Genomic DNA, 19,137 nt, shown 5'->3' with positions numbered 1-19,137 from the left:
AAGGAATAAGTTATTAATTAAGTTCTTGTTAAATTTAACTTAATCCGGTAATTTTCAGCTAATTGAAAATTACAACCTATTTTTGTAACAAATTTGTATTTTTGGAGTCTTATTTAATAAATAACTAAACAAATAAAACATGATTAAAAAAATCAGCTTAACGGTGTGTTCGTTACTTTTGACTTTTGGAGCTTTTGCTCAACAAGTTGAATTTAGCAAGTACACCCTAGACAACGGTCTTGATGTAATTTTACATCAAGATAATACTGCTCCTGTTGTTACTGTGGCAGTGATGTATCACGTAGGAGCTAAGGATGAAGAAGAAGGACGCTCGGGATTTGCACACTTTTTTGAACACCTACTTTTTGAAGGTACCGAAAATATTCCACGTGGCGAATGGTTTAATATTGTAGCAGCCAACGGTGGTCGAAACAACGCAAACACCACGCAAGATAGAACTTATTACTACGAGACCTTCCCTTCAAACAATTTAGAACTCGGGTTATGGATGGAGTCAGAGCGTATGTTACACCCAGTTATCAACCAAATCGGCGTAGACACTCAAAACGAAGTAGTTAAAGAGGAGAAAAGATCACGAATAGATAACGCTCCTTACGGTAAGATTCTTTATAACACTGGAATCTCACCTTATATGTTTGAAAAACATCCGTACAAAAATTCTGTTATCGGAACGATGGAGGATTTAGATGCTGCTCAATTAGATGAGTTTAAAGCATTTTTTGAAAAGTATTACGGTCCCAATAATGCGACTTTAGTGGTAGCCGGTGATTTTGAAGAAGCTAACACTAAAAAGTTAATCGAGCAATATTTTGGCCCAATTGAAGCTAAGCCAGAGGTTGAACGAGTAAATGTCAAAGAAGATCCTATTACTTCAACTATTAAAGCAACCGAATATGATGATAACATTCAGATTCCTGCCAAGCTTTATGTGTACAGAACACCTTCAATGAAAGATAGAGACGCCTATGTTTTAGACATGATATCTTCTATTTTAACCGATGGTAAAAGTTCTAGAATGTATAAGAAAATGGTTGACGAAAATAAAGAAGCATTACAGGTATTAGCCTTTCCTAGGTCGCAAGAAGATTATGGAACTTATGTGATGGGTGCTCTAGCAATGGGTGACACGCCACTTGAGCAGCTAGGAAAATCGATAGATGAGGAAATTGAGAAGCTACAAAACGAATTGATCAGCGAAAAGGAGTATCAAAAACTTCAAAATAAATTTGAAAATAGATTTGTAAACTCTAACAGCAACATTCAGGGTATTGCCTCTTCTTTAGCTACCTATCATACGTTATACGGCGACGTAGATCTAATCAATGAAGAAATTGACATCTATAGAAGTATAACACGCGAAGAAATAAGAGAAGTAGCTAAAAAGTACTTGAACAAAAATCAAAGACTTGATTTAGATTATTTACCAACACCAGAAGACGCTAAATAAAAACAACATGAATAAATTTAAAATATTTACCATTCTATTTTTATGTGTTTCTCTCTTTGGAGCACACGCACAAATAGATCGATCTAAACAACCTCAGCCCGGGCCAGCCCCAAAAATCAACTTAGGACAACCAGATACTTTTACGCTTAAAAATGGCCTAAAGGTATTGGTGGTTGAAAATCACAAGTTACCAAGGGTAAGCGCCACATTAATCATTGATAACAAACCACATTCAGAAGGTAACAAAGAAGGCGTTAAAGCTCTATTTAGTGCACTTATGGGTACTGGAACGCAAAACACAAGCAAAGACGCGTTCAATGAGCGTATTGACTTTTTAGGAGCTAGAGTAGGATACGGAACTTCTAGCGCTAGCGCAGCCTCATTATCTAAATTCTTCCCAGAAGTATTTGGGCTTATGGCAGAAGGCTTACTAATGCCAAAATTCACCCAAGAAGAATTTGATGCTGAAAAAGCAAAATTAATCGAAGGTATAAAATCTAGTGCCAAAAGCGCTGGAGCTATTGCTAGCAACGTTTCTTCTGCTTTAGTATATGGTAAAAATCACCCTTACGGGGAATTTGCCACAGAGGAGTCTGTAGAAAATGTAACTTTAAACGATGTAAAGAAATATTACCAAAATTACATATCACCGAAAAATGCATACTTGGTGGTTGTAGGTGATATCAAAACCAAAGAAGTTAAGAAATTAGTTAAGAAGAATTTCAAATCTTGGCAGGCAGACACGCCTCCAGCGGCAGCGCTTCCTAATTTACCTACAGTACAATACACTCAAGTTAACTTTATAGATGTACCCAATGCCGTACAAAGCGAGTTGCGTATACAGAATGCTATTGACTTAAAAATGGCAGATGAAGATTATTTCCCTGTCTTATTAGCCAACCAAATTTTAGGAGGTGCATTTGGAAGTTACTTGAACATGAACTTACGTGAAGAACACGGTTGGACATACGGAGCCAGAACAAGTACAGGTTCAGACAAGTATGCAAGCCGTTTTGTAGCATCAACCAGCGTAAGAAATGCAGTTACCGATAGTGCTATTGTAGAATCGTTTAAAGAATTTAACCGTATAAAAACAGAACCGGTTTCTTTTGGGGATTTAAATAATGCTAAAAGTCAATTTGCAGGAGATTTTGTAATGCGCTTAGAAAGTCCTTCAACCGTTGCTAATTATGCACTAAATATCGAAACCAATGATTTACCTGAGGATTTCTACGTGACTTTTTTAGAAAAAATCAATGCAGTAACCCCAGAAGATATTTTACGTGTTGCTAATAAATACTACAAAACTGATAAGATGCAAATTGTAGTAGCAGGTAAAGGTTCAGAAATTTTAGAAAGTTTAGAAAACATCCACTTAAATGGTAAAAAAGTTCCAGTCTTTTATTTCGACAAAGAAGGTAATAAGGTAGATCGCCCTGTTTACAAAATAGCGCTTCCAGAAGGTGTAAACGTTGAAACTGTTTACAACGACTATCTAAAAGCTATTGGTGGAAAAGAAAAACTTAAGGATGTTAAAAGCCTAGCCATGGAAGGCGAAGGAAAAATTCAAGGGATGACACTTAACTTTAACATCAAAAGCACCCAGAAAGGTGAATATGCTAGAGTGGTAAGTATGAATGGAATGACAATGAGTAAAGAAGTTTTTGATGGTGAAACTGGATACGTGATGGCTCAGGGTCAAAAAATCGACTTTACCCCAGAACAAATCAAGGATGCCAAAAAATCTGGAGGATTATTCCCTGAATTAAACGTACCTGCCGATGCCAAATTAACAGGTATTGAAATGGTTGATGGTAAAAAAGCTTACGTGGTTCAAACTACCGAAAACACGCAAGATTTTTACAGTGTAGAAACTGGTCTTAAAATCCAGTCGGTTACAACCGCAGAACAAATGGGACAAACCGTTAGCAATACAGTTGGTTACGGGAACTACAAAGAGGTAAATGGAGTTAAAATTCCACACTCCATGACAATGAGCATGGGACCTCAAAATTTAGATATTAACATGAACAATGTTACTATTAATAAAGGAGTAAGCAGCAAAGATTTCGAATAATCTAAATGCGATAAATCTTTAAAAGGTCTGGTTTTCAAAGAAGAATCAGACCTTTTTTTATGTATTGATTTGATTGACTTGCTTGTAAGATTTTCTTGCTTTTCTTTTGTTAGCGTAAAAAACTCCAATAAGCACCACAAAACCGCCAAAAGCTTGCATCCAACCAAACTTTTCACCATCTAAAAAACCCCAGAATAAAGCCACTACAGGAATTAAATAAGTAACCGATGTGGTAAAAACCGGGCTAGAAAGCTGCACCAATCTATTGAATAATATTTTAGCAACACCAGTGCCTACAATCGCTAAAATCGCTATATAACCCATAGATTCATATACAATGGGATCATTAAGCAATCTAGTTGTAAAAAATCCGCTGAAAAGCAAATAAAAAAGCGCCGGAAAAAACAAAACTATAAAACAACCCACTGTGATGCTTAAAGCGGATATATCCTGAAGATAGGTTTTGATAATATGAACATTAAAAGCATACATCGTCGTGGCAATCAAAGGCAACAAAGCGAACCAATAATTCTGATCTTGATTAGTTGTTGCGCCACTCCCTATGAGTGTAATACTACCTATTAAGCCAATTATCACCCCTATCGTCTGCTTTTTACTGGCTTTTTGAGAAAAGAATAAACTTCCTACAATTATTGCTAAAATAGGAACCGTTGAGTTAAGAATAGATACCACAGCACTATCTACCTCTAATTCGGCAAAAGCGAATAAATAAGCAGGAAAAAAACTTCCAAGAAATGACGATAGAATAATATAACGCCAGGAAGCCTTCGGAATTTTTTTAAGACTTCTAGCGCCGATAATCATTAAAAATAAAGCGGCCAAACAAATACGTAAAGACCCCAATTGCAAGGGAGTTAAACCAACCAAACCTTTTTTTATAAGTATGAAAGAACTTCCCCATACCAAGGAAAGGGCGAATAAGTAAACCCATTTAAGCACCGATTGCTGCATTTCTTTTTTTTGCAAAAGAAAGCAAAAAAAATTACATCAGAGATAAATTAACGCCATTGTAATGACTCAAGCAAACGCTTCATATCTTTTTTAAGATAAGCGGCTGCTGGTTGAATGCTATCAAAATTAGGTTTTGTTTTAAAGTAAAGTGAACCAGTTAGGAAGTGATTTACACTATCGGTTACATAAAATTGAGCTTGAGAGGCGGCATCTCCCTTTACTTCATAAAAAGTACCATATACTTTTCTTTTATTATTTACATAGGTATCGCCCTCAATTTCATCTGCCTTAATTGTATGCTCTAAAGGAAGACGCTGAGCATCGACTAACAAATCTCTTAAATTGTCCTTATTTACTGGCCTGTAACTTAAAAATAAAGTAGCGTTTAAAGTAGGGTATTCTATATTGTACCAACAGTTTTGCTTTGCTTTTGCTGGTTGAATCTTGGCTATTTGATTAATTTCAAAAGCATAAGGGCAAGCTAAAAATTCACGCATACTATAGGTTGGTTCTGGGTAAGTAAGTGCCAAGTAACCACCGGGTTTAGGAGTGTTTGTTTCTTCACAAGAAAATAAAAGCAATACAACCACCAATAAGTATTTTAAAATTTTTATGCTCCTATACATAATTTCACCTGTTTAATTCTTTTTTTATCTACAATTTCAACAATAAAAGTAAGGTGCCCAATTTCTATTTTGGTGTTGCGCTTGGGAAACTCTCCCGATATTTCAAGTAAAAAACCAGCTAAAGTTTCTGCCTCCCCCTTTTTTTGTTCAATTAGCTCTACCTCATCAAGGTCAATTATTTTATAAAAATCTTTTAGGGTAGTTTTACCTTCAAAAACATAAGTATTTTCGTCTAATTTAGAATAAATTAAATCTTCATCATCAAATTCATCGCTAATATCGCCCACAATTTCCTCAATGATATCTTCAAGAGATATAATTCCACTCGTCCCTCCATATTCGTCTACAACAATGGCGAGGTGATTTTTCTTCTGCTTAAAATCATTCAATAAATCATCTAGTTTTTTATTTTCTGGAACAAAAAAAGCTTCGCGGATTAGGTTTTGCCATTTAAAGTCTCGCTCTTCTAAAAAAGGTAACAAGTCCTTAATGTAAAGAATACCTAAAATTTGGTCTATATTATCTTCGTATACCGGTATCCTCGAGTAGCCATTTTCGATAATCTCATCAACCACCTCTTTGAAAGATTGCTCTTTATTAAGCGCAAAAACATCCATCCTATTTTTCATTACCTGTTTGGCTACGGTATTACCGAATGAGACAATACCTTGTAAGATTTTTTGCTCCTCTTGGGTAGTATCCTCTGCATTGGTTAACTCTAAAGCTTGAGACAATTGATCTACGCTTAAGCTAGACTTTTGCTTCCCTAAACGTTCATGAATCCGTAAAGTAACAAAACGCATGGGCATACTAAACACCAAAAAGAGCTTATCTAGGAACGCTAAAGGATAGGCCATAAACAATGAAAACTGTAAACGATTACGATTAGCATATATTTTAGGAAGGATTTCACCAAACAATAGAATTAAAAAAGTTACCACTACCACTTCAACCAGAAAACGTAAATTAAGTCCTAGTATACTTGTGTTTAACTGATGTAATAATTGCTCTCCCAGTTGATCAAAAAGCAGTACAATAGCAATATTTACAAAATTATTAGCAACCAAAATAGTAGCTAATAAACGCTTGGGTCTGTCTAATAATCGTATTAATATTTGCTGTTTTGCCGGAATTGATCCCTGATCTACCTCAAAATCTGAAGGCTTTAAAGAAAACAAAGCAACTTCGGAACCAGATATTAAGGCCGAAAAAATTAACAGAACAAAAAGCCCAAAAATACCCAAGGCTTCAAAATATCCTAAACTATAAAAAAGCAACAAACTGGAAGGGTCGGGGTCCAAGTCTTAAAAGATTAATTAAACAAGAATTAAAAAGGCAAGTCATCGTGGTCTTCGGTATCTACCGATCCAGCGTGGCTTGTGTTGGGGTTTGGCGTCTGCGGTTTAGCCTCATTTGCCGCACCTAAACTAGCATCTTGGTTTTGATTACTCGCCGATTTAGGTGTAAGAAAAGTAAAATCTGTGCATTGTACCTCTGTACTGTACCGCTCTTGGTTCTTATCATCTACCCATTTTCGGGTTTTAATTCTACCTTCTATATAAACTTTATCTCCTTTTTTAAGGTATTTCTCACAAATTTCGGCTCCTTTATTACGCACCACGATATTATGCCACTCTGTATTGCTTACTCGCTCTCCAGTTGACTTATTTAGGTATTCTTCATTGGTAGCCAAAGGAAATCTACCTATGCAGCCACCCCCTTCAAAATAGTGCATCTTAACTTCATCTCCTGTATGCCCTATAAGCATTACTTTATTTAAGGTTCCTGACATGGTTTTACTTATTGATTATAGTAGTAAATGTAAAAAAAAACTACGAGTTGAAAAAATCGCTTGCCTCAATAAATCTTTCAATTACTACTGGAACCGCAAAGGTATGAATGTTTTGGACAATATGGTACTTTTTTGATAGCGATGGAAATGCAGAATAGTCTGTAACTTTACCAATGTAAAATTGAATAAATAACTTACGATGCGATAATAAATGCTTTACCGGTTGAGGATAAAACGGTATTATTTCTACCTTATGGCTTTCGAGAGATTTCAACTTAATAGTTTCATTTAGTCCCTCAGAAACGCCATTAACAAATTCACTTTCTAGTCTAGGAAACTCAAATAAATTACGCCAAATACCCTTCTGAGTTCTTTGCTTCATAAAAGTATTTCCCTTTTGATCTACCAATACCAAATAGTTTATATGTTCTTGTTTAACCTTTACCTTTTTCTTTTTACGAGGTAAGTCTGCTATTAATTGATTTTGATATGCTACACAATTCTTGGAAAATGGACAGATAGTACAATCTGGATTCTTAGGTGTACACTGCAATGCACCAAACTCCATAATGGCTTGATTATACAAATCTGGTTTTTCTTTATCGAGTAATTTTTGAGCCAAATCATTGAAAATCCTTTTCCCGGCGGGAGTATCAATTTCGTCATTTACTCCAAAAACCCTGCTCAGCACTCTAAAGACATTTCCGTCTAGAACGGCGACAGGCTCATGAAAGCAAAATGAAGCTATAGCATGAGCCGTATACTCTCCCACGCCTTTAAGTTTTTTTAATGCTTTAGCCGTTTGCGGAAAAATTCCGTTTTTTTCTTTAGCAATGAATTTTGCCGTTGCATGAAGGTTTCTAGCGCGAGAATAATATCCCAAGCCTTGCCAAAGCTTTAAAACCTCGTCTTCTTTCGCTGATGCCAAGTCAAAAACTGTAGGGAAATGCTTTAAAAATCGAAGGTAATAAGGCAAACCTTGCACTACACGGGTTTGCTGCAACACGATTTCGCTTAACCATATTTTATAAGGATCTTGAGTAGCTCTCCAGGGGAGGTCACGTAGATTAATTGAATACCAGTCAATTAATTTTTCAGAAAACTGCATAGACAAAATTTGAATTCGCAAATTTAATAGAATAGATTGAATACTAAATAACGATTTAATGCTTGACTTATTGATAATTAAATTAGTATATTTGCATCCTCGAAAATATTAACCCATATTTTAAAATAACTTAACGATGACGAAAGCAGATCTTGTAGCGAATATTTCAGATAAATTAGGTATGGAAAAGGCGGACGTACAAGCGACTATTGAAACTTTTATGCAAGAGGTAAAAGAATCTTTAGAGAACGGTGACAATGTATATCTAAGAGGCTTTGGTAGCTTTATCATAAAAACAAGAGCAGAAAAGACAGGGAGAAATATATCTAAGAATACAACTATAAAAATTCCTGCACACAATATACCTGCATTTAAACCTGCAAAAGTATTTGTAGAAGGTGTAAAAACCAATGTAGAAGTAAAGTAACGAAAATCATTTATTAATCTAAAAACATATTTTTATGCCAAGTGGTAAAAAAAGAAAAAGACATAAGGTAGCGACGCACAAGCGTAAGAAGAGAAGAAGAGCTAACCGTCATAAGAAAAAGAAGTAGTTTAGTACTACTTCTTTTTGTTCAAACGTTCATTGACAAAGAAGCCTTTAAAAAAAGGTTTCAATTTATTTATTTACATAACCTGTGAGTAAAATTGTTTAATCCATCTGTATATTTATATACGGATAATAAATCTATTAAGCTGGAATTATGGATAGAGAATTAATTATCAGATCAAATTCCGATGCTGTTGATTTTGCCTTACTAAAAGATGGAAAACTAATTGAATTACATAAAGAAAAAGATGACAGCAACTTTTCTGTAGGTGATATATTTATTGCTAAGATTAGAAAAGCTGTGCCAGGTTTAAACGCAGCCTTCGTTAATGTAGGCTATGAGAAAGATGGTTTTTTACACTATCATGACCTTGGCCCACAAGTATCTACTTTATTAAAATTCGTAAAACGTGTAAGCACAGGTAAACAAAAAGACTTTTCTTTAAAGGATTATCCTTTTGAGAAAGATATTGATAAAGACGGCAGTATTACTGATGTTCTTAAATCAAATCAGTCTATACTGGTACAAATAGTTAAAGAACCCATTTCTACCAAAGGTCCTAGGATAAGCAGTGAACTTTCTTTCGCAGGAAGGTACATTGTACTAGTACCTTTCTCAAATCGCATCTCTATCTCACAAAAGATTGAAGATAAAGAGGAGAGAGATCGCTTAAAGCGATTGGTAAAAAGTATAAGACCAAAAGGCTTTGGGGTAATTGTACGAACTGTAGCAGAAGGCAAAAAAGTAGCAGAACTAGACCGCGATTTGCAAAATTTAGTAAATCGATGGACTGGCATGTGTAAAAAATTGTATAAAGCCCAGCATCCTACAAAAGTATTAGGCGAGTTAAGTAGAGCTTCTTCCATTTTAAGAGATATGTTCAACGACTCCTTTACCGCTATTGTTACCGATGAAGAAACCCTTTATACACAATTAAAAAATTACGTGGGAAAAATCTCCCCACAAAAAGAGTCTATTGTTAAGTTATACCAGTCTAACGTTCCTATTTTTGAAAAATATGGTATTGAAAGACAAATAAAATCTGCTTTTGGTAAAACTGTTTCTATGAGTAAAGGAGCTTATCTTGTAATAGAGCATACAGAGGCCATGCACGTTATAGACGTGAACAGCGGTAACCGAAGCAACAAAGCAAAAACCCAAGAAGATACCGCACTAGAGGTAAATCTTATAAGCGCTACAGAAGTAGCTCGCCAATTAAGATTACGCGATATGGGAGGTATTATAGTGGTAGATTTTATTGACATGAGTAACGCCGAAAATCGTAAAACGCTCTACAATCACATGCGTGATGAGATGAGCGATGATCGGGCAAAACACAAAATTTTACCCCCAACAAAATTTGGACTGGTACAAATTACAAGACAACGGGTAAGGCCGGAAATGAATATTAAAACCCGCGAAGAAAATCCTAACGGAAATGGAGAAATAGAAGCTCCTATTGTGGTTATTAATAAAATAAATGCCGACCTTCAAAAACATATTAAAAAAGGGCACAAAAACTTATCTTTAAGCGCACACCCTTTTATTGCCGCCTTTTTAACTAAAGGTATTCCATCACCCAGAAGCAAGTGGTTTTTTGATCACAAGCGATGGGTTAAAATATTACCTAGAGACGCTTACACGTATCTGGAATATCATTTTCACGACAAAAATGGTGAAATTATTTCCTAAAATTAAAGCCCGAGTTTTATTTTCTCGGGCTTTTTTTATTTTTATAACGCAAAGAAAATAGAATCGTGAAAAAGAAATCATTTACCGTTGAGGAAGCAAAGATTAAACTCATGCGTTATTGCGCTTACCAAGAGCGATGTCATCAAGAAGTTAATAAAAAATTAGATGAACTCCATATAATTCCACTGGCAAAAGAGCACATTATAGTCGAATTGATTCAACAAGACTTTTTAAATGAAGAACGCTTTGCTAAAATATTTACCATTAGCAAGTTCAATCAAAAAAACTGGGGCAAAAAAAGAATTATTAATGAGCTGAAACGTAGAGAGATTAGTGCTATAAATATTAAAACAAGCTTAAATCAAATCGACGAATCTGAGTATTTAGCAAAGTTAAGCCGTCTTGTTGAAAAAAAATGGAATGCTACCGCAGAATCTAATCTAGCAAATAAAAAGAAAAAAGTAATGAATTACTTTCTTTATAGAGGTTGGGAGACCCATCTGGTGTATGAGCAAATTCAAAATCAGGGTGATATCAAGTAGTTTTCAATTTAAGTTCTGTTCTTTTTTTGGCCTCCCTATTTTTATAGTTAATCCAATCTTGGCCTTTCCATTTGCGCATAAAATTATCGTAATTACGCATAATAAAAATATTGTAAATTGCCTTTGCTAGGTTTTTAGGCTTTCGCGGAATTGATCTTAGACTCATAGAAAAACCAGGAGTAACATAACGCATATAGTGCCAATATCCTTCTGGCATATAAAGCATCTCCCCATGCTTTAAACTAGCTTTAAAACCCCTTGCTTTAGCTAATGCAGGCCATTTTTCAAAATCTGGATTACTAAAATCGATATCTTCTCTTACTATTAGAGAATGAGGAATCTTATATAAATAATCATTTTGTTTTTGGTCAAACAAAATCACTTCCTTCTCTCCATGAAAATGAAAGTGAAAAATATTGGCCAAATCGATATCATAATGCATAAAGGTGTAAGAATCTTTTCCTCCAAAAAATAACATCGGTAATGTTTTAAGAAATCTAATCCCAAAATTTGGATACTTAAAATCATTTTGAAGACTTGGAGCTTCTTTAAGAATATTCCATAAAAAGATCCTGTATTTGGTAGGCTCATTTTTTAATAAATCTACATATTCATTTAGCTTCATACGAGCGTGCGGCTCATTAAAGCCTTCATCATGGCGTACTGGTCGATCATCATATAGCGGGACAACTTTTTCTCCAGCCTGCTCTACCATATAATCTAAATTCCATTTTTGGTAGGCTGGCCAATCGGTGATTCCTTTTTCTATGACAACGGGTTTCTGTGGCTTCAGGTAGTTTTCTTTAAAAGATTTTGGGCTAATATCTTGAACCCGCTCAATAGATTGTAAATTCAGTTTTTGCATAAGGTGTAGCTTTAAAATAAAAAGCCTTGGTAGAACCAAGGCTTACATGTTAAATCAGGTTACCCCAATATCCTAATTTACAAAAACTAAATTAATTAGCTAAATCAAAAATACAAAATTCTTCCACTTTTTATCGGTTTGTTTGAACTTTTTTCGACTAAAAAATCAATTTTCCTCTTCATTTTGGGGCTCTAGGCATTCTTCTTCACTACTTAAGTGGTGTGTAATACGCTTGTATTTCCCCTTAAGCTCGTCTTTCTTTGTTTTTTTCCATAAAGGCATTTCTAGTAAATAACTTGCTCTACCAATTAAGTGAGCTCCTACCGGTGCTGTTAAGATAATAAATAGAATAATAGCCAGAACCCGTGAAGTAACCGATAAGTTATCAAAATAAATGGCAGCAGCGACAAGTATTAATCCTACCCCAAGCGTAACAGCTTTTGTGGTTACCGATATACGAAGGTAAGTATCTGGCATACGTAAGAACCCTACTGCAGCCAAGAAAATAAATACTGCGCCTAATGTTGAAAAACCGATTATGAGTGCATCTGTCATATTTATTTATTTTTCTGAGCTTTATTCAGGTTTGCTTTATTGCTTTTTTCTAGATAATACGAAAAAGCCACAGTACTTAAAAACGCGATAAGCCCTAATATCATTGCGATATCTAAAAACGTAGATTGGTCGTAAACAATACTGTAAACAGCAATAATGGTTATACCAATTGTAATTAATAAATCTAATGCTACTACCCGATCTACTATTCTTGGCCCCATAACAAAGCGAATAAAAACCAATAGTACCGAAATGGCCAGAATGGGCAATATGATATAATATAAATATTCTTCTACTGTCATCTTAAAATCTCTAATAAACGTCTTTCAAAACCATTTTTAATATCTCTTACAAAATCTTCTTTGTTTTCCATGTACATGGCGTGCACGTACAAAACTTTTCGGTCATCACTCACATCTAAACTCAACGTGCCCGGTGTTAGAGTAATCAAATTAGCCAATAGGGCTATTTCTAACTCTGTTTCGGCATCTAAGGGTACTTGAACAATTGCGGGTTGCATATAAAAAGTTGGAGTAACCACATCATAAGCGACCTGTAAATTAGCTTTTAGCAATTCGTATAAAAAAAAGAATATAAATGATATTAATTTCGGGATGATTTTAAAATACTTGGCATCACCTTTACCTCGGGTAATTACATATAACACCACAAAGCTTAGAACAAAACCAAATACGTAATTAGCGAAATTAAAATCTCCAGTAATGGCTACCCAAATAAAGGTAAGTAATATGTTAGATAAGAATCTATTTTTCATAATTAATTATTTGGCAAAACCGCTTTGATGTAATGCTCTGTATTCATTAATTCACCCGTAATACGAATGGATAATTGCTGTATGTTTTCAGCTCCAAAACCTAAATATAAAGAAACTCCTGTTAACATGAGTATCGGCAAAATCATTTGTAACCTCTTAGTAAGGGTCATTTTTTTAAAATACAAAAAATGTTTCTTTTTGGGAAATTTATCGGGTTCTTTCCAAAACACTTCAGCCCACAACTTAGCAACCACCACCAAGGTTATAAAGCTTGCAAAAATAACTGCGCCCAAAATAAAGTAACTCTTAGTATCAAAACTAGCAATAATCAAGCTTACCTTTGGCCAAAAACCAGACAAAGGAGGAATTCCGATAAGCGAAAACATGGGAATTATCATCATTAAGCTTAATTTTGGATATTCTTTATAAATACCGCCTAACTCTTTAAACTTATTGCTCCCTTTGATTCGGTAAATTAAACCGCTAATCATAAACAGATTGGTTTTAACCACGATATCGTGAATTAGGTAAAACACGGCCCCCGCTATAGCCAATTCTGTAAACATTCCCAAACCGGCGATCATAAATCCTATATGGCAAATAATCAAGTAAGAAAATACCTTTCGTACGTTAGTTTGCACCATAGCGCCTAGACCTCCGCTTATTAGTGTAAGTATAGCGATTACCATTAAAATTTGATCAAGCAGTACATCTTCTACAAACATTAGGCTAAAAAAGCGAATCAGTGCATAAACGCCCACTTTTGTGAGTAAACCTCCAAAAATAGCAGCAATAGCAGATGGAGGCGTATGGTAAGAAGCTGGAAGCCAAAAATACAGTGGAAAAACAGCCGATTTGATTCCGAAAGCCACCAAAAATAGAATCGCAGCCACTTCTACAAGACCCCTGTTCTCAATTTGCGGAATTAATATGGCTAAATCTGCCATGTTTAATGATCCTGCTAATCCGTAAAGCACAGCAATTGCGGTTAAAAAAATAATCGAAGCCAGAAAGTTCAATGTAAAATATTTAACTGCACCTTCTATTTGTGCTTTTTCGCCACCAAGAGTTATTAAAACAAATGAGCTTATTATAATAATTTCGAACCAAACATATAGGTTAAAAATATCGCCGGTTAAAAATGCTCCTGTAAGGCCTAAAATTAAAAAATGGAAAATAGAAAAATAGCCAAATCTCAATCTTGCTGGAATGAGTGATGCCGCCGAATAGCTAGATACCGCGAGCCCAGCTATTGATGTTAACAATACGAGTGTAGCCGCTAACATATCGCCCACGAAACTTATTCCAAATGGAGCTTTCCAACTGGCAGCTTGAACTACCAAGGTGCCATTTTGCCAAACCTCATAAAAGAGAGCTACAGAAAGACCCACCCCAATTGCACTTCCTACAATACTTATAATTTTTTGTATTTGGATATGGCGCCAAGCAAACATCAACACGATGCTTAAAAACAATTGCCAAAGTAATGGATATAGTAAAAATTGTTGCGTCATACTTCTTCTTCTATGGTATTCATTTCGTCTAAATCATCTGTTTTAACTACTTGGTAAGCTCGTTTTACCAATATAATAGCAAAAGACTGCAAACCAAAACTGATAACAATGGCTGTCAAAATAAGGGCTTGCGGAACAGGATCTGCATAAATATCGGCAAAGAACTTAGTATCTCCTGGAATAATAGGCGGAGCGCCTTTAGTGATTCTACCTAATAAAAAAATAAGTAGATTTGCCCCGTTACCAATAATAATAAGCCCAATTATAAGTTTTACTAAACTTCTTCGTAGCATCATATACAAACCCGCTGCATATAAAACTCCTGTCATTATAGCTAAAAGAAACTCCATATTAAGCTGATTCTGAAATGGTGAATATTATGGTTAAAGTAACTCCTAGAACAACAATGTAAACGCCTACATCAAAAAAGAGCGCTGTACCTATACTGCCTATAACTGGTATAGGATTCTTCAGCCATAAGCCTGTCATAAAAGCTGCATCTTGAAGAATTACCGGTAACAATCCGCTCAAAAAAGACAAGAGCAAACCTGCAGGCATCAAAAATCCTGGATGAAACTTTAATAATTTTTTTGTGTCTTTGAGTCCGTTGGCAAACGCGTGTAAAACAAAAGCAATAGATGCCATTAGTCCGCCCACAAATCCGCCTCCAGGCAAATAATGCCCTCTAAGAAGGATAAATATTGAAAAAAGCAACAAGATAGGCAAAAGGTAATCTGAAGCTGTTTTTAAAATTAAGGTTCTCATCTCTTTTAAATTATTGTTGTTTTCTTTCTTCTGACTTCAATCTGAGTTTTAACAATCCAAAAACCCCTATAGCCGCAATAGCTAAAACAGAGATTTCAACCATAGTATCTATACCTCTAAAATCAACTAAAATAACATTTACTACGTTTTTACCATGCGCCAACACATACGCATTTTCTGCATAATAGCTGCTTATCTCATTATTTTGCGGCTGTGCCAGGACTTCTAAAGCTAGTATGCTGACCAATCCACCAAAGGCTATAGCAATAATACCATCTTTAATTCGTGTTTTGTAATCTGATAAATTTAAATAACGTGGAAGTTTATATAAAACCAAAACGAATAAGATTACGGTTAAAGTATCAATGGCAAATTGTGTCATCGCTAAATCTGGAGCACTATAAAATACGAAGAATAGACAGATGCTATACCCCATTACCCCTGTAGCCGCAACGGCTGCTAATCTCGATTTTGTGAATACCGCAAAACCAATAGCTAAGATCATAATACATAAAGAAACCACTTCATAAATTGTTAGTTTAGAAAAAGAACTATAGTCAATTTGATAGGTGGTATTGTTAAGCAGTGTAAAGGCTACTAGTGAAATTAAAAATACTACTATTACGGTGATGTAGTTGCGCAAGTATCCGTTTTGAAAAATTCTGGTCCATAAATCAGAAAAAGATTGGAACCAATTCGTTAAGGTTTCGATTATGAATTTTGGAGAAAGTATATCAAAACGTTGAATAAAGTATTGTTTACTTGAATTGGGTTTCCAAATAAAATACAAAGCGATTCCTGAGAATATTGTTATGGCACTCAAGCCTAAAACAGTATTAAACCCGTGCCATAATTTAAGATGTATGTCACTTGTACTTACGCCCGTGGTAGCTACAATTGGTTTTATAAGAGAAGCTTCAATTAGACTTGGGAACAAACCAAAAATAAATCCTAGAACCCCCAGTATTATTGGAGGTATCCAAATAGCCGGATGTGGGAAGGTCACATTTTCTAATCCTGTTGGCGTTCTTCCTATAAATGGTTTAATCCCGGCTACATAGCCAGCATAACCAATTAATATATTAGTAAGTATAGCTAGAGTTGTAAGTAAAACGGCATTGTGTCTAAAATGTAAAGTGCTTTCATAAATAAGATCCTTACCTAAAAATCCAACACTAGGTGGAATTCCCGCATTTGAAATTGCAGCTAAACCTCCAGCTATAGCAATGGGTAACATCACTTTGTGCAAACCTGAAAGCTTGGTAACATCTCTTGTGCCTGTATATAAATCTATCGCTCCGGTCATTAAAAACAGTGTTGCTTTATAAAGCGCGTGCACCAAAATAAATACGGCAGCAGCAATAAAAGACTCTTTGGTACCTAAGCCTATTAAAAAAGTAAGAATACCTAAAGCGGCAATGGTAGAGTAAGCTAAAATGCCCTTTAAATCTGTTCTGAATAAAGTGTGAAATGCGGCATAAAGCATGGTAATACCCCCAACGATTAGCAGGGTATTGTTCCAAAAATCGCTATTTCCTAAAACCGGCGAAAGCCTAAACAATAAATATATTCCGGCCTTTACCATTGTGGCAGAATGTAAGTAAGTTGAAACCGGAGTTGGGGCCTTCATAGCCCCAGGTAACCAAAAATGAAATGGGAACTGAGCCGATTTGGTGAAAGCTGCCCCAAAAATTAGGGCAACAATTAATATATACAAACTATGATTTACTAAAAGTTCGTTTTGACTTAGCATTTGAGAAATCTGGTAGGTGCCAGTAACCTCTCCAAGCAGCAATCCTCCTGCTAGAAATAGCAGTCCGCCAATACCTGTTATAGACAAAGCGGTTAAGGCAGATTTTCGAGAGTCTGGATTGGTATTATTAAATCCGATTAAGAAGAATGAACTAATACTAGTAAGCTCCCAGAAGATAAACATGGCTAGGAAATTATCTGATAGCACCAGCCCAAGCATCGAAGCCATGAAGATAAATAAATAGCCATAAAACCGATCTAGCATAGGATGATTCCTTAAATAAGCCGAGGTATAAACAAAAACCAGAGTTCCTATTCCTGTAATCATCAGACTAAAAAGAAGAGCCAAGCCATCGAGCTTTAAATCTAAATCTACTCCAAATGAAGGCACCCAGGAATGCTTAGCTGTTACAATTTCACCAGCGGCAATGACTGGGATGTATTGAGTGAAGAAAATAAATAATGCTAACGGAACAAAACTCAGTAAAATAGAAAGTTTACCTTTCATAAATTTACCAAACAACAATTGAGAAAATGCCGCAAAAAATCCAATCAATATGGCTAAAAGCATAGATAAAAGTATTGAACTCACAAATATAAAAACTAAAAGTTAAACCCTTAGCAGCGAAAGTTATATTCTACAGGTTTAACACGTTAATAACATAATACGCGATTAAAATTATTGTTATTCGATAATTTTATTTAAATTTGTTATCGATAAACAATAATATCATGAACAGCTTAAAAATTTTACGCACCTTCATAGGAACTTTATTTTATCTATCGGTATTATTTTATATAATTATAGTGGGGCTATTGATTTATATGAAACTTTTTAGTCAAGATTTAGCCGCAATAGAAAACTTACATTGGCTGTCGATAAACGCACCAGCAACTCACAGCTTAATTGTTTATAATTGGATCATAACTGGTATGCTCTATATATTTACCCTTAAACTTTTTAAAGATCTTGTTTCGCATTTTTACCGAAAGGACTTTTTCAGCATCCATCAGATCAATAGACTAAAAAGCATTGGAATTTTAATTTTATCCATAAAAGCTGTACAGCTTCTAGCAAGCTTTATTTCCACCTTATTAACCCAAGGTACAATAGAATTTGGCTTGCATATTAATTATGATTTTACTGGCACCCTATTTCATTTAGTTTTAGGATTATTTTTCCTGTTTTTATCCAAAATTTTTAAAATTGCCCAACAACATAAAAACGAAATAAAATTGACCATATGACCAAGAAAGTTATTTTCTTCACCTTATTAGACATTTTGGCTTTTATCGTCGGGTTCGCTTTTATTAACCATATTCTTAGTTGGTTTTTCGGGATCAAGTTATTGGCACCTGAAGCACCTTTAAAAACAGAATTAAACTCTATAATAAAAACAACTTTCTTACTACTCGCTTTTTTGAGTTCAGGTACATTTTTCTATGCCATTCTAAACTTTAGAAAAGTAGCAAAGAATTTCCTCCGTAATGGATTTTACAACCAAAAACATGTTAGCTTAATCAAGCGAATAGGCCTTATGTTAATCTTAGCTTGTTTAACTGAGATTGCATTAGGTGTTTTAAAATATTTTGTTTTTGAAGATTTCCTTAGCGGAGCTAATTTTGGGATATATAATAGCCATTACGTTTTGTTTACGGGCTGTATTGGTGTTTTTATGCTAATTGTAAGCCAACTTTTAAAAGAGCATCAAGAGGTGAAAAACGAAAATGATTTAACAATTTAAGGTAAGAACGCTATGCCCATTATTATTAGGCTGGATGAAGTTTTAGAGGAAAAAGGGATGAAATCTAAAGAATTAGCCCAACGAGTTGGTATCACAACAGCTAATTTATCTATTTTAAAAACCGGGAAAGCCAAAGCAATTCGTTTTACCACGCTTGAAGCTATTTGTGAAGCATTAGATTGCCAACCTGGGGACATTTTAACCTATGCGCCTAAGCAATAATTGAATCTGTTCTTTTAAAGCTGTGAACATTATTCTAAAAAGCTACACACTACGTGAATAGCAAGAAAAAGGTCTACAACTATAGCATTAGATTTCTTGAAAACCTTTCCTTAAAA

General features: G+C 34.9%; 21 protein-coding genes. 8 read left to right on the top strand and 13 right to left on the bottom strand.

Annotation, left to right across the window (positions count from 1 at the left end; translation table 11 throughout):
* Positions 1-139 precede the first annotated feature (139 nt).
* The gene (locus tag ACFSQ0_RS10255; protein WP_147862242.1) at positions 140-1,468 is read left to right on the top strand and encodes a M16 family metallopeptidase; all 1,329 of its coding nucleotides are present in this window, start codon (positions 140-142) and stop codon (positions 1,466-1,468) included.
* Positions 1,469-1,475: 7 nt separating this feature from the next.
* Positions 1,476-3,545: a M16 family metallopeptidase gene (locus tag ACFSQ0_RS10250; protein ID WP_379047829.1), complete on the top strand. Its 2,070-nt coding sequence runs from the start codon at positions 1,476-1,478 to the stop codon at positions 3,543-3,545.
* 57 nt (positions 3,546-3,602) lie between these two features.
* Here the strand turns inward: ACFSQ0_RS10250 and ACFSQ0_RS10245 are convergent, their stop codons facing one another.
* The 5 genes from ACFSQ0_RS10245 to mutY are packed head-to-tail and all read right to left on the bottom strand — an operon-like array spanning position 3,603 to position 8,043.
* Positions 3,603-4,517, bottom strand: coding sequence for a DMT family transporter (locus tag ACFSQ0_RS10245; protein ID WP_379047826.1), 915 nt, complete (start codon positions 4,515-4,517; stop codon positions 3,603-3,605).
* Positions 4,518-4,564: 47 nt separating this feature from the next.
* Positions 4,565-5,143, bottom strand: coding sequence for a gliding motility lipoprotein GldD (gene gldD, locus ACFSQ0_RS10240; protein WP_379047823.1), 579 nt, complete (start codon positions 5,141-5,143; stop codon positions 4,565-4,567).
* On the bottom strand, positions 5,128-6,444 hold the full coding sequence (locus tag ACFSQ0_RS10235; RefSeq protein ID WP_379047820.1) for a gliding motility-associated protein GldE: 1,317 nt from the start codon (positions 6,442-6,444) through the stop codon (positions 5,128-5,130). The genes gldD and ACFSQ0_RS10235 overlap by 16 nt, the downstream gene beginning before the upstream one ends.
* 26 nt (positions 6,445-6,470) lie before the next feature.
* Complete coding sequence (locus tag ACFSQ0_RS10230; protein ID WP_379047817.1) at positions 6,471-6,935, bottom strand: single-stranded DNA-binding protein; 465 nt, start codon at positions 6,933-6,935, stop codon at positions 6,471-6,473.
* A gap of 40 nt (positions 6,936-6,975) precedes the next feature.
* A complete protein-coding gene (gene mutY, locus ACFSQ0_RS10225) occupies positions 6,976-8,043 on the bottom strand; it encodes an A/G-specific adenine glycosylase (RefSeq protein WP_379047814.1) in 1,068 nt (355 codons plus the stop codon).
* 136 nt (positions 8,044-8,179) lie between these two features.
* Here mutY and ACFSQ0_RS10220 point away from each other — a divergent pair, with 136 nt between their 5' ends.
* From ACFSQ0_RS10220 to ACFSQ0_RS10210, 3 genes are all read left to right on the top strand, one after another.
* Positions 8,180-8,470, top strand: coding sequence for an HU family DNA-binding protein (locus tag ACFSQ0_RS10220; RefSeq protein ID WP_147862236.1), 291 nt, complete (start codon positions 8,180-8,182; stop codon positions 8,468-8,470).
* A gap of 277 nt (positions 8,471-8,747) precedes the next feature.
* Positions 8,748-10,286, top strand: coding sequence for an Rne/Rng family ribonuclease (locus ACFSQ0_RS10215; RefSeq protein ID WP_379047811.1), 1,539 nt, complete (start codon positions 8,748-8,750; stop codon positions 10,284-10,286).
* A gap of 65 nt (positions 10,287-10,351) precedes the next feature.
* A complete protein-coding gene (locus ACFSQ0_RS10210; RefSeq protein ID WP_370450891.1) occupies positions 10,352-10,828 on the top strand; it encodes a regulatory protein RecX in 477 nt (158 codons plus the stop codon).
* On the opposite strand, the gene ACFSQ0_RS10205 is transcribed toward ACFSQ0_RS10210, so the two are convergent.
* The 8 genes from ACFSQ0_RS10205 to ACFSQ0_RS10170 form a co-directional block, all read right to left on the bottom strand.
* Complete coding sequence (locus ACFSQ0_RS10205) at positions 10,821-11,693, bottom strand: cupin-like domain-containing protein (RefSeq protein ID WP_379047809.1); 873 nt, start codon at positions 11,691-11,693, stop codon at positions 10,821-10,823. The genes ACFSQ0_RS10210 and ACFSQ0_RS10205 overlap by 8 nt on opposite strands.
* A 165-nt stretch (positions 11,694-11,858) precedes the next feature.
* Positions 11,859-12,248 (bottom strand): monovalent cation/H(+) antiporter subunit G, encoded by a 390-nt coding sequence (gene mnhG, locus ACFSQ0_RS10200; RefSeq protein WP_379047806.1) that lies wholly within the window; start codon positions 12,246-12,248, stop codon positions 11,859-11,861.
* Between the two features lie 2 nt (positions 12,249-12,250).
* Positions 12,251-12,550 carry a cation:proton antiporter gene (locus ACFSQ0_RS10195; RefSeq protein ID WP_147862232.1) on the bottom strand — a complete coding sequence of 100 codons (300 nt, stop codon included), beginning with the start codon at positions 12,548-12,550 and terminating at the stop codon, positions 12,251-12,253.
* A complete protein-coding gene (locus ACFSQ0_RS10190; protein WP_379047802.1) occupies positions 12,547-13,023 on the bottom strand; it encodes a Na+/H+ antiporter subunit E in 477 nt (158 codons plus the stop codon). The genes ACFSQ0_RS10195 and ACFSQ0_RS10190 overlap by 4 nt, the downstream gene beginning before the upstream one ends.
* 2 nt (positions 13,024-13,025) lie before the next feature.
* On the bottom strand, positions 13,026-14,537 hold the full coding sequence (locus ACFSQ0_RS10185) for a proton-conducting transporter transmembrane domain-containing protein (protein ID WP_379047799.1): 1,512 nt from the start codon (positions 14,535-14,537) through the stop codon (positions 13,026-13,028).
* Positions 14,534-14,887, bottom strand: coding sequence for a Na+/H+ antiporter subunit C (locus ACFSQ0_RS10180; RefSeq protein ID WP_379047796.1), 354 nt, complete (start codon positions 14,885-14,887; stop codon positions 14,534-14,536). The genes ACFSQ0_RS10185 and ACFSQ0_RS10180 overlap by 4 nt, the downstream gene beginning before the upstream one ends.
* A gap of 1 nt (position 14,888) precedes the next feature.
* Positions 14,889-15,302: a Na+/H+ antiporter subunit B gene (locus ACFSQ0_RS10175; protein ID WP_379047793.1), complete on the bottom strand. Its 414-nt coding sequence runs from the start codon at positions 15,300-15,302 to the stop codon at positions 14,889-14,891.
* A 10-nt stretch (positions 15,303-15,312) separates the two neighbouring features.
* On the bottom strand, positions 15,313-17,625 hold the full coding sequence (locus ACFSQ0_RS10170; RefSeq protein WP_379048823.1) for a putative monovalent cation/H+ antiporter subunit A: 2,313 nt from the start codon (positions 17,623-17,625) through the stop codon (positions 15,313-15,315).
* 161 nt (positions 17,626-17,786) lie between these two features.
* On the opposite strand from ACFSQ0_RS10170, the gene ACFSQ0_RS10165 reads away from it, so the two are divergent.
* Genes ACFSQ0_RS10165 through ACFSQ0_RS10155 form a run of 3 tightly spaced genes read left to right on the top strand, consistent with a single transcriptional unit; the run spans position 17,787 to position 19,021 of the window.
* Positions 17,787-18,302 (top strand): DUF2975 domain-containing protein, encoded by a 516-nt coding sequence (locus tag ACFSQ0_RS10165; protein WP_379047790.1) that lies wholly within the window; start codon positions 17,787-17,789, stop codon positions 18,300-18,302.
* Positions 18,299-18,799, top strand: a complete 501-nt coding sequence (locus tag ACFSQ0_RS10160; protein ID WP_379047788.1) for a DUF2975 domain-containing protein — start codon at positions 18,299-18,301, stop codon at positions 18,797-18,799. The genes ACFSQ0_RS10165 and ACFSQ0_RS10160 overlap by 4 nt, the downstream gene beginning before the upstream one ends.
* A gap of 12 nt (positions 18,800-18,811) precedes the next feature.
* Entirely contained in the window at positions 18,812-19,021 is a 210-nt protein-coding gene (locus ACFSQ0_RS10155) for a helix-turn-helix domain-containing protein (protein WP_379047785.1), read from the top strand.
* The last annotated feature ends 116 nt before the right edge of the window (positions 19,022-19,137 follow it).

The organism is Mesonia sediminis, assembly GCF_042684705.1.
GTDB lineage: Bacteria > Bacteroidota > Bacteroidia > Flavobacteriales > Flavobacteriaceae > Mesonia > Mesonia sediminis.
Note: the sequence above shows the minus strand (reverse complement) of the source record. Positions and strands in the feature narration are given on the sequence as shown.

Bases quoted from the DNA above. Each gene is read 5' to 3' on its own strand.
- ACFSQ0_RS10255 (WP_147862242.1), top strand. From the start codon at position 140: ATGATTAAAAAAATCAGCTTAACGGTGTGTTCGTTACTTTTGACTTTT.
- ACFSQ0_RS10250 (WP_379047829.1), top strand. From the start codon at position 1,476: ATGAATAAATTTAAAATATTTACCATTCTATTTTTATGTGTTTCTCTC.
- ACFSQ0_RS10245 (WP_379047826.1), bottom strand. From the start codon at position 4,517: ATGCAGCAATCGGTGCTTAAATGGGTTTACTTATTCGCCCTTTCCTTG.
- gldD (WP_379047823.1), bottom strand. From the start codon at position 5,143: ATGTATAGGAGCATAAAAATTTTAAAATACTTATTGGTGGTTGTATTG.
- ACFSQ0_RS10230 (WP_379047817.1), bottom strand. From the start codon at position 6,935: ATGTCAGGAACCTTAAATAAAGTAATGCTTATAGGGCATACAGGAGAT.
- mutY (WP_379047814.1), bottom strand. From the start codon at position 8,043: ATGCAGTTTTCTGAAAAATTAATTGACTGGTATTCAATTAATCTACGT.
- ACFSQ0_RS10220 (WP_147862236.1), top strand. From the start codon at position 8,180: ATGACGAAAGCAGATCTTGTAGCGAATATTTCAGATAAATTAGGTATG.
- ACFSQ0_RS10215 (WP_379047811.1), top strand. From the start codon at position 8,748: ATGGATAGAGAATTAATTATCAGATCAAATTCCGATGCTGTTGATTTT.
- ACFSQ0_RS10205 (WP_379047809.1), bottom strand. From the start codon at position 11,693: ATGCAAAAACTGAATTTACAATCTATTGAGCGGGTTCAAGATATTAGC.
- mnhG (WP_379047806.1), bottom strand. From the start codon at position 12,248: ATGACAGATGCACTCATAATCGGTTTTTCAACATTAGGCGCAGTATTT.
- ACFSQ0_RS10195 (WP_147862232.1), bottom strand. From the start codon at position 12,550: ATGACAGTAGAAGAATATTTATATTATATCATATTGCCCATTCTGGCC.
- ACFSQ0_RS10190 (WP_379047802.1), bottom strand. From the start codon at position 13,023: ATGAAAAATAGATTCTTATCTAACATATTACTTACCTTTATTTGGGTA.
- ACFSQ0_RS10185 (WP_379047799.1), bottom strand. From the start codon at position 14,537: ATGACGCAACAATTTTTACTATATCCATTACTTTGGCAATTGTTTTTA.
- ACFSQ0_RS10180 (WP_379047796.1), bottom strand. From the start codon at position 14,887: ATGGAGTTTCTTTTAGCTATAATGACAGGAGTTTTATATGCAGCGGGT.
- ACFSQ0_RS10175 (WP_379047793.1), bottom strand. From the start codon at position 15,302: ATGAGAACCTTAATTTTAAAAACAGCTTCAGATTACCTTTTGCCTATC.
- ACFSQ0_RS10170 (WP_379048823.1), bottom strand. From the start codon at position 17,625: ATGCTTTTAGCCATATTGATTGGATTTTTTGCGGCATTTTCTCAATTG.
- ACFSQ0_RS10165 (WP_379047790.1), top strand. From the start codon at position 17,787: ATGAACAGCTTAAAAATTTTACGCACCTTCATAGGAACTTTATTTTAT.
- ACFSQ0_RS10160 (WP_379047788.1), top strand. From the start codon at position 18,299: ATGACCAAGAAAGTTATTTTCTTCACCTTATTAGACATTTTGGCTTTT.
- ACFSQ0_RS10155 (WP_379047785.1), top strand. From the start codon at position 18,812: ATGCCCATTATTATTAGGCTGGATGAAGTTTTAGAGGAAAAAGGGATG.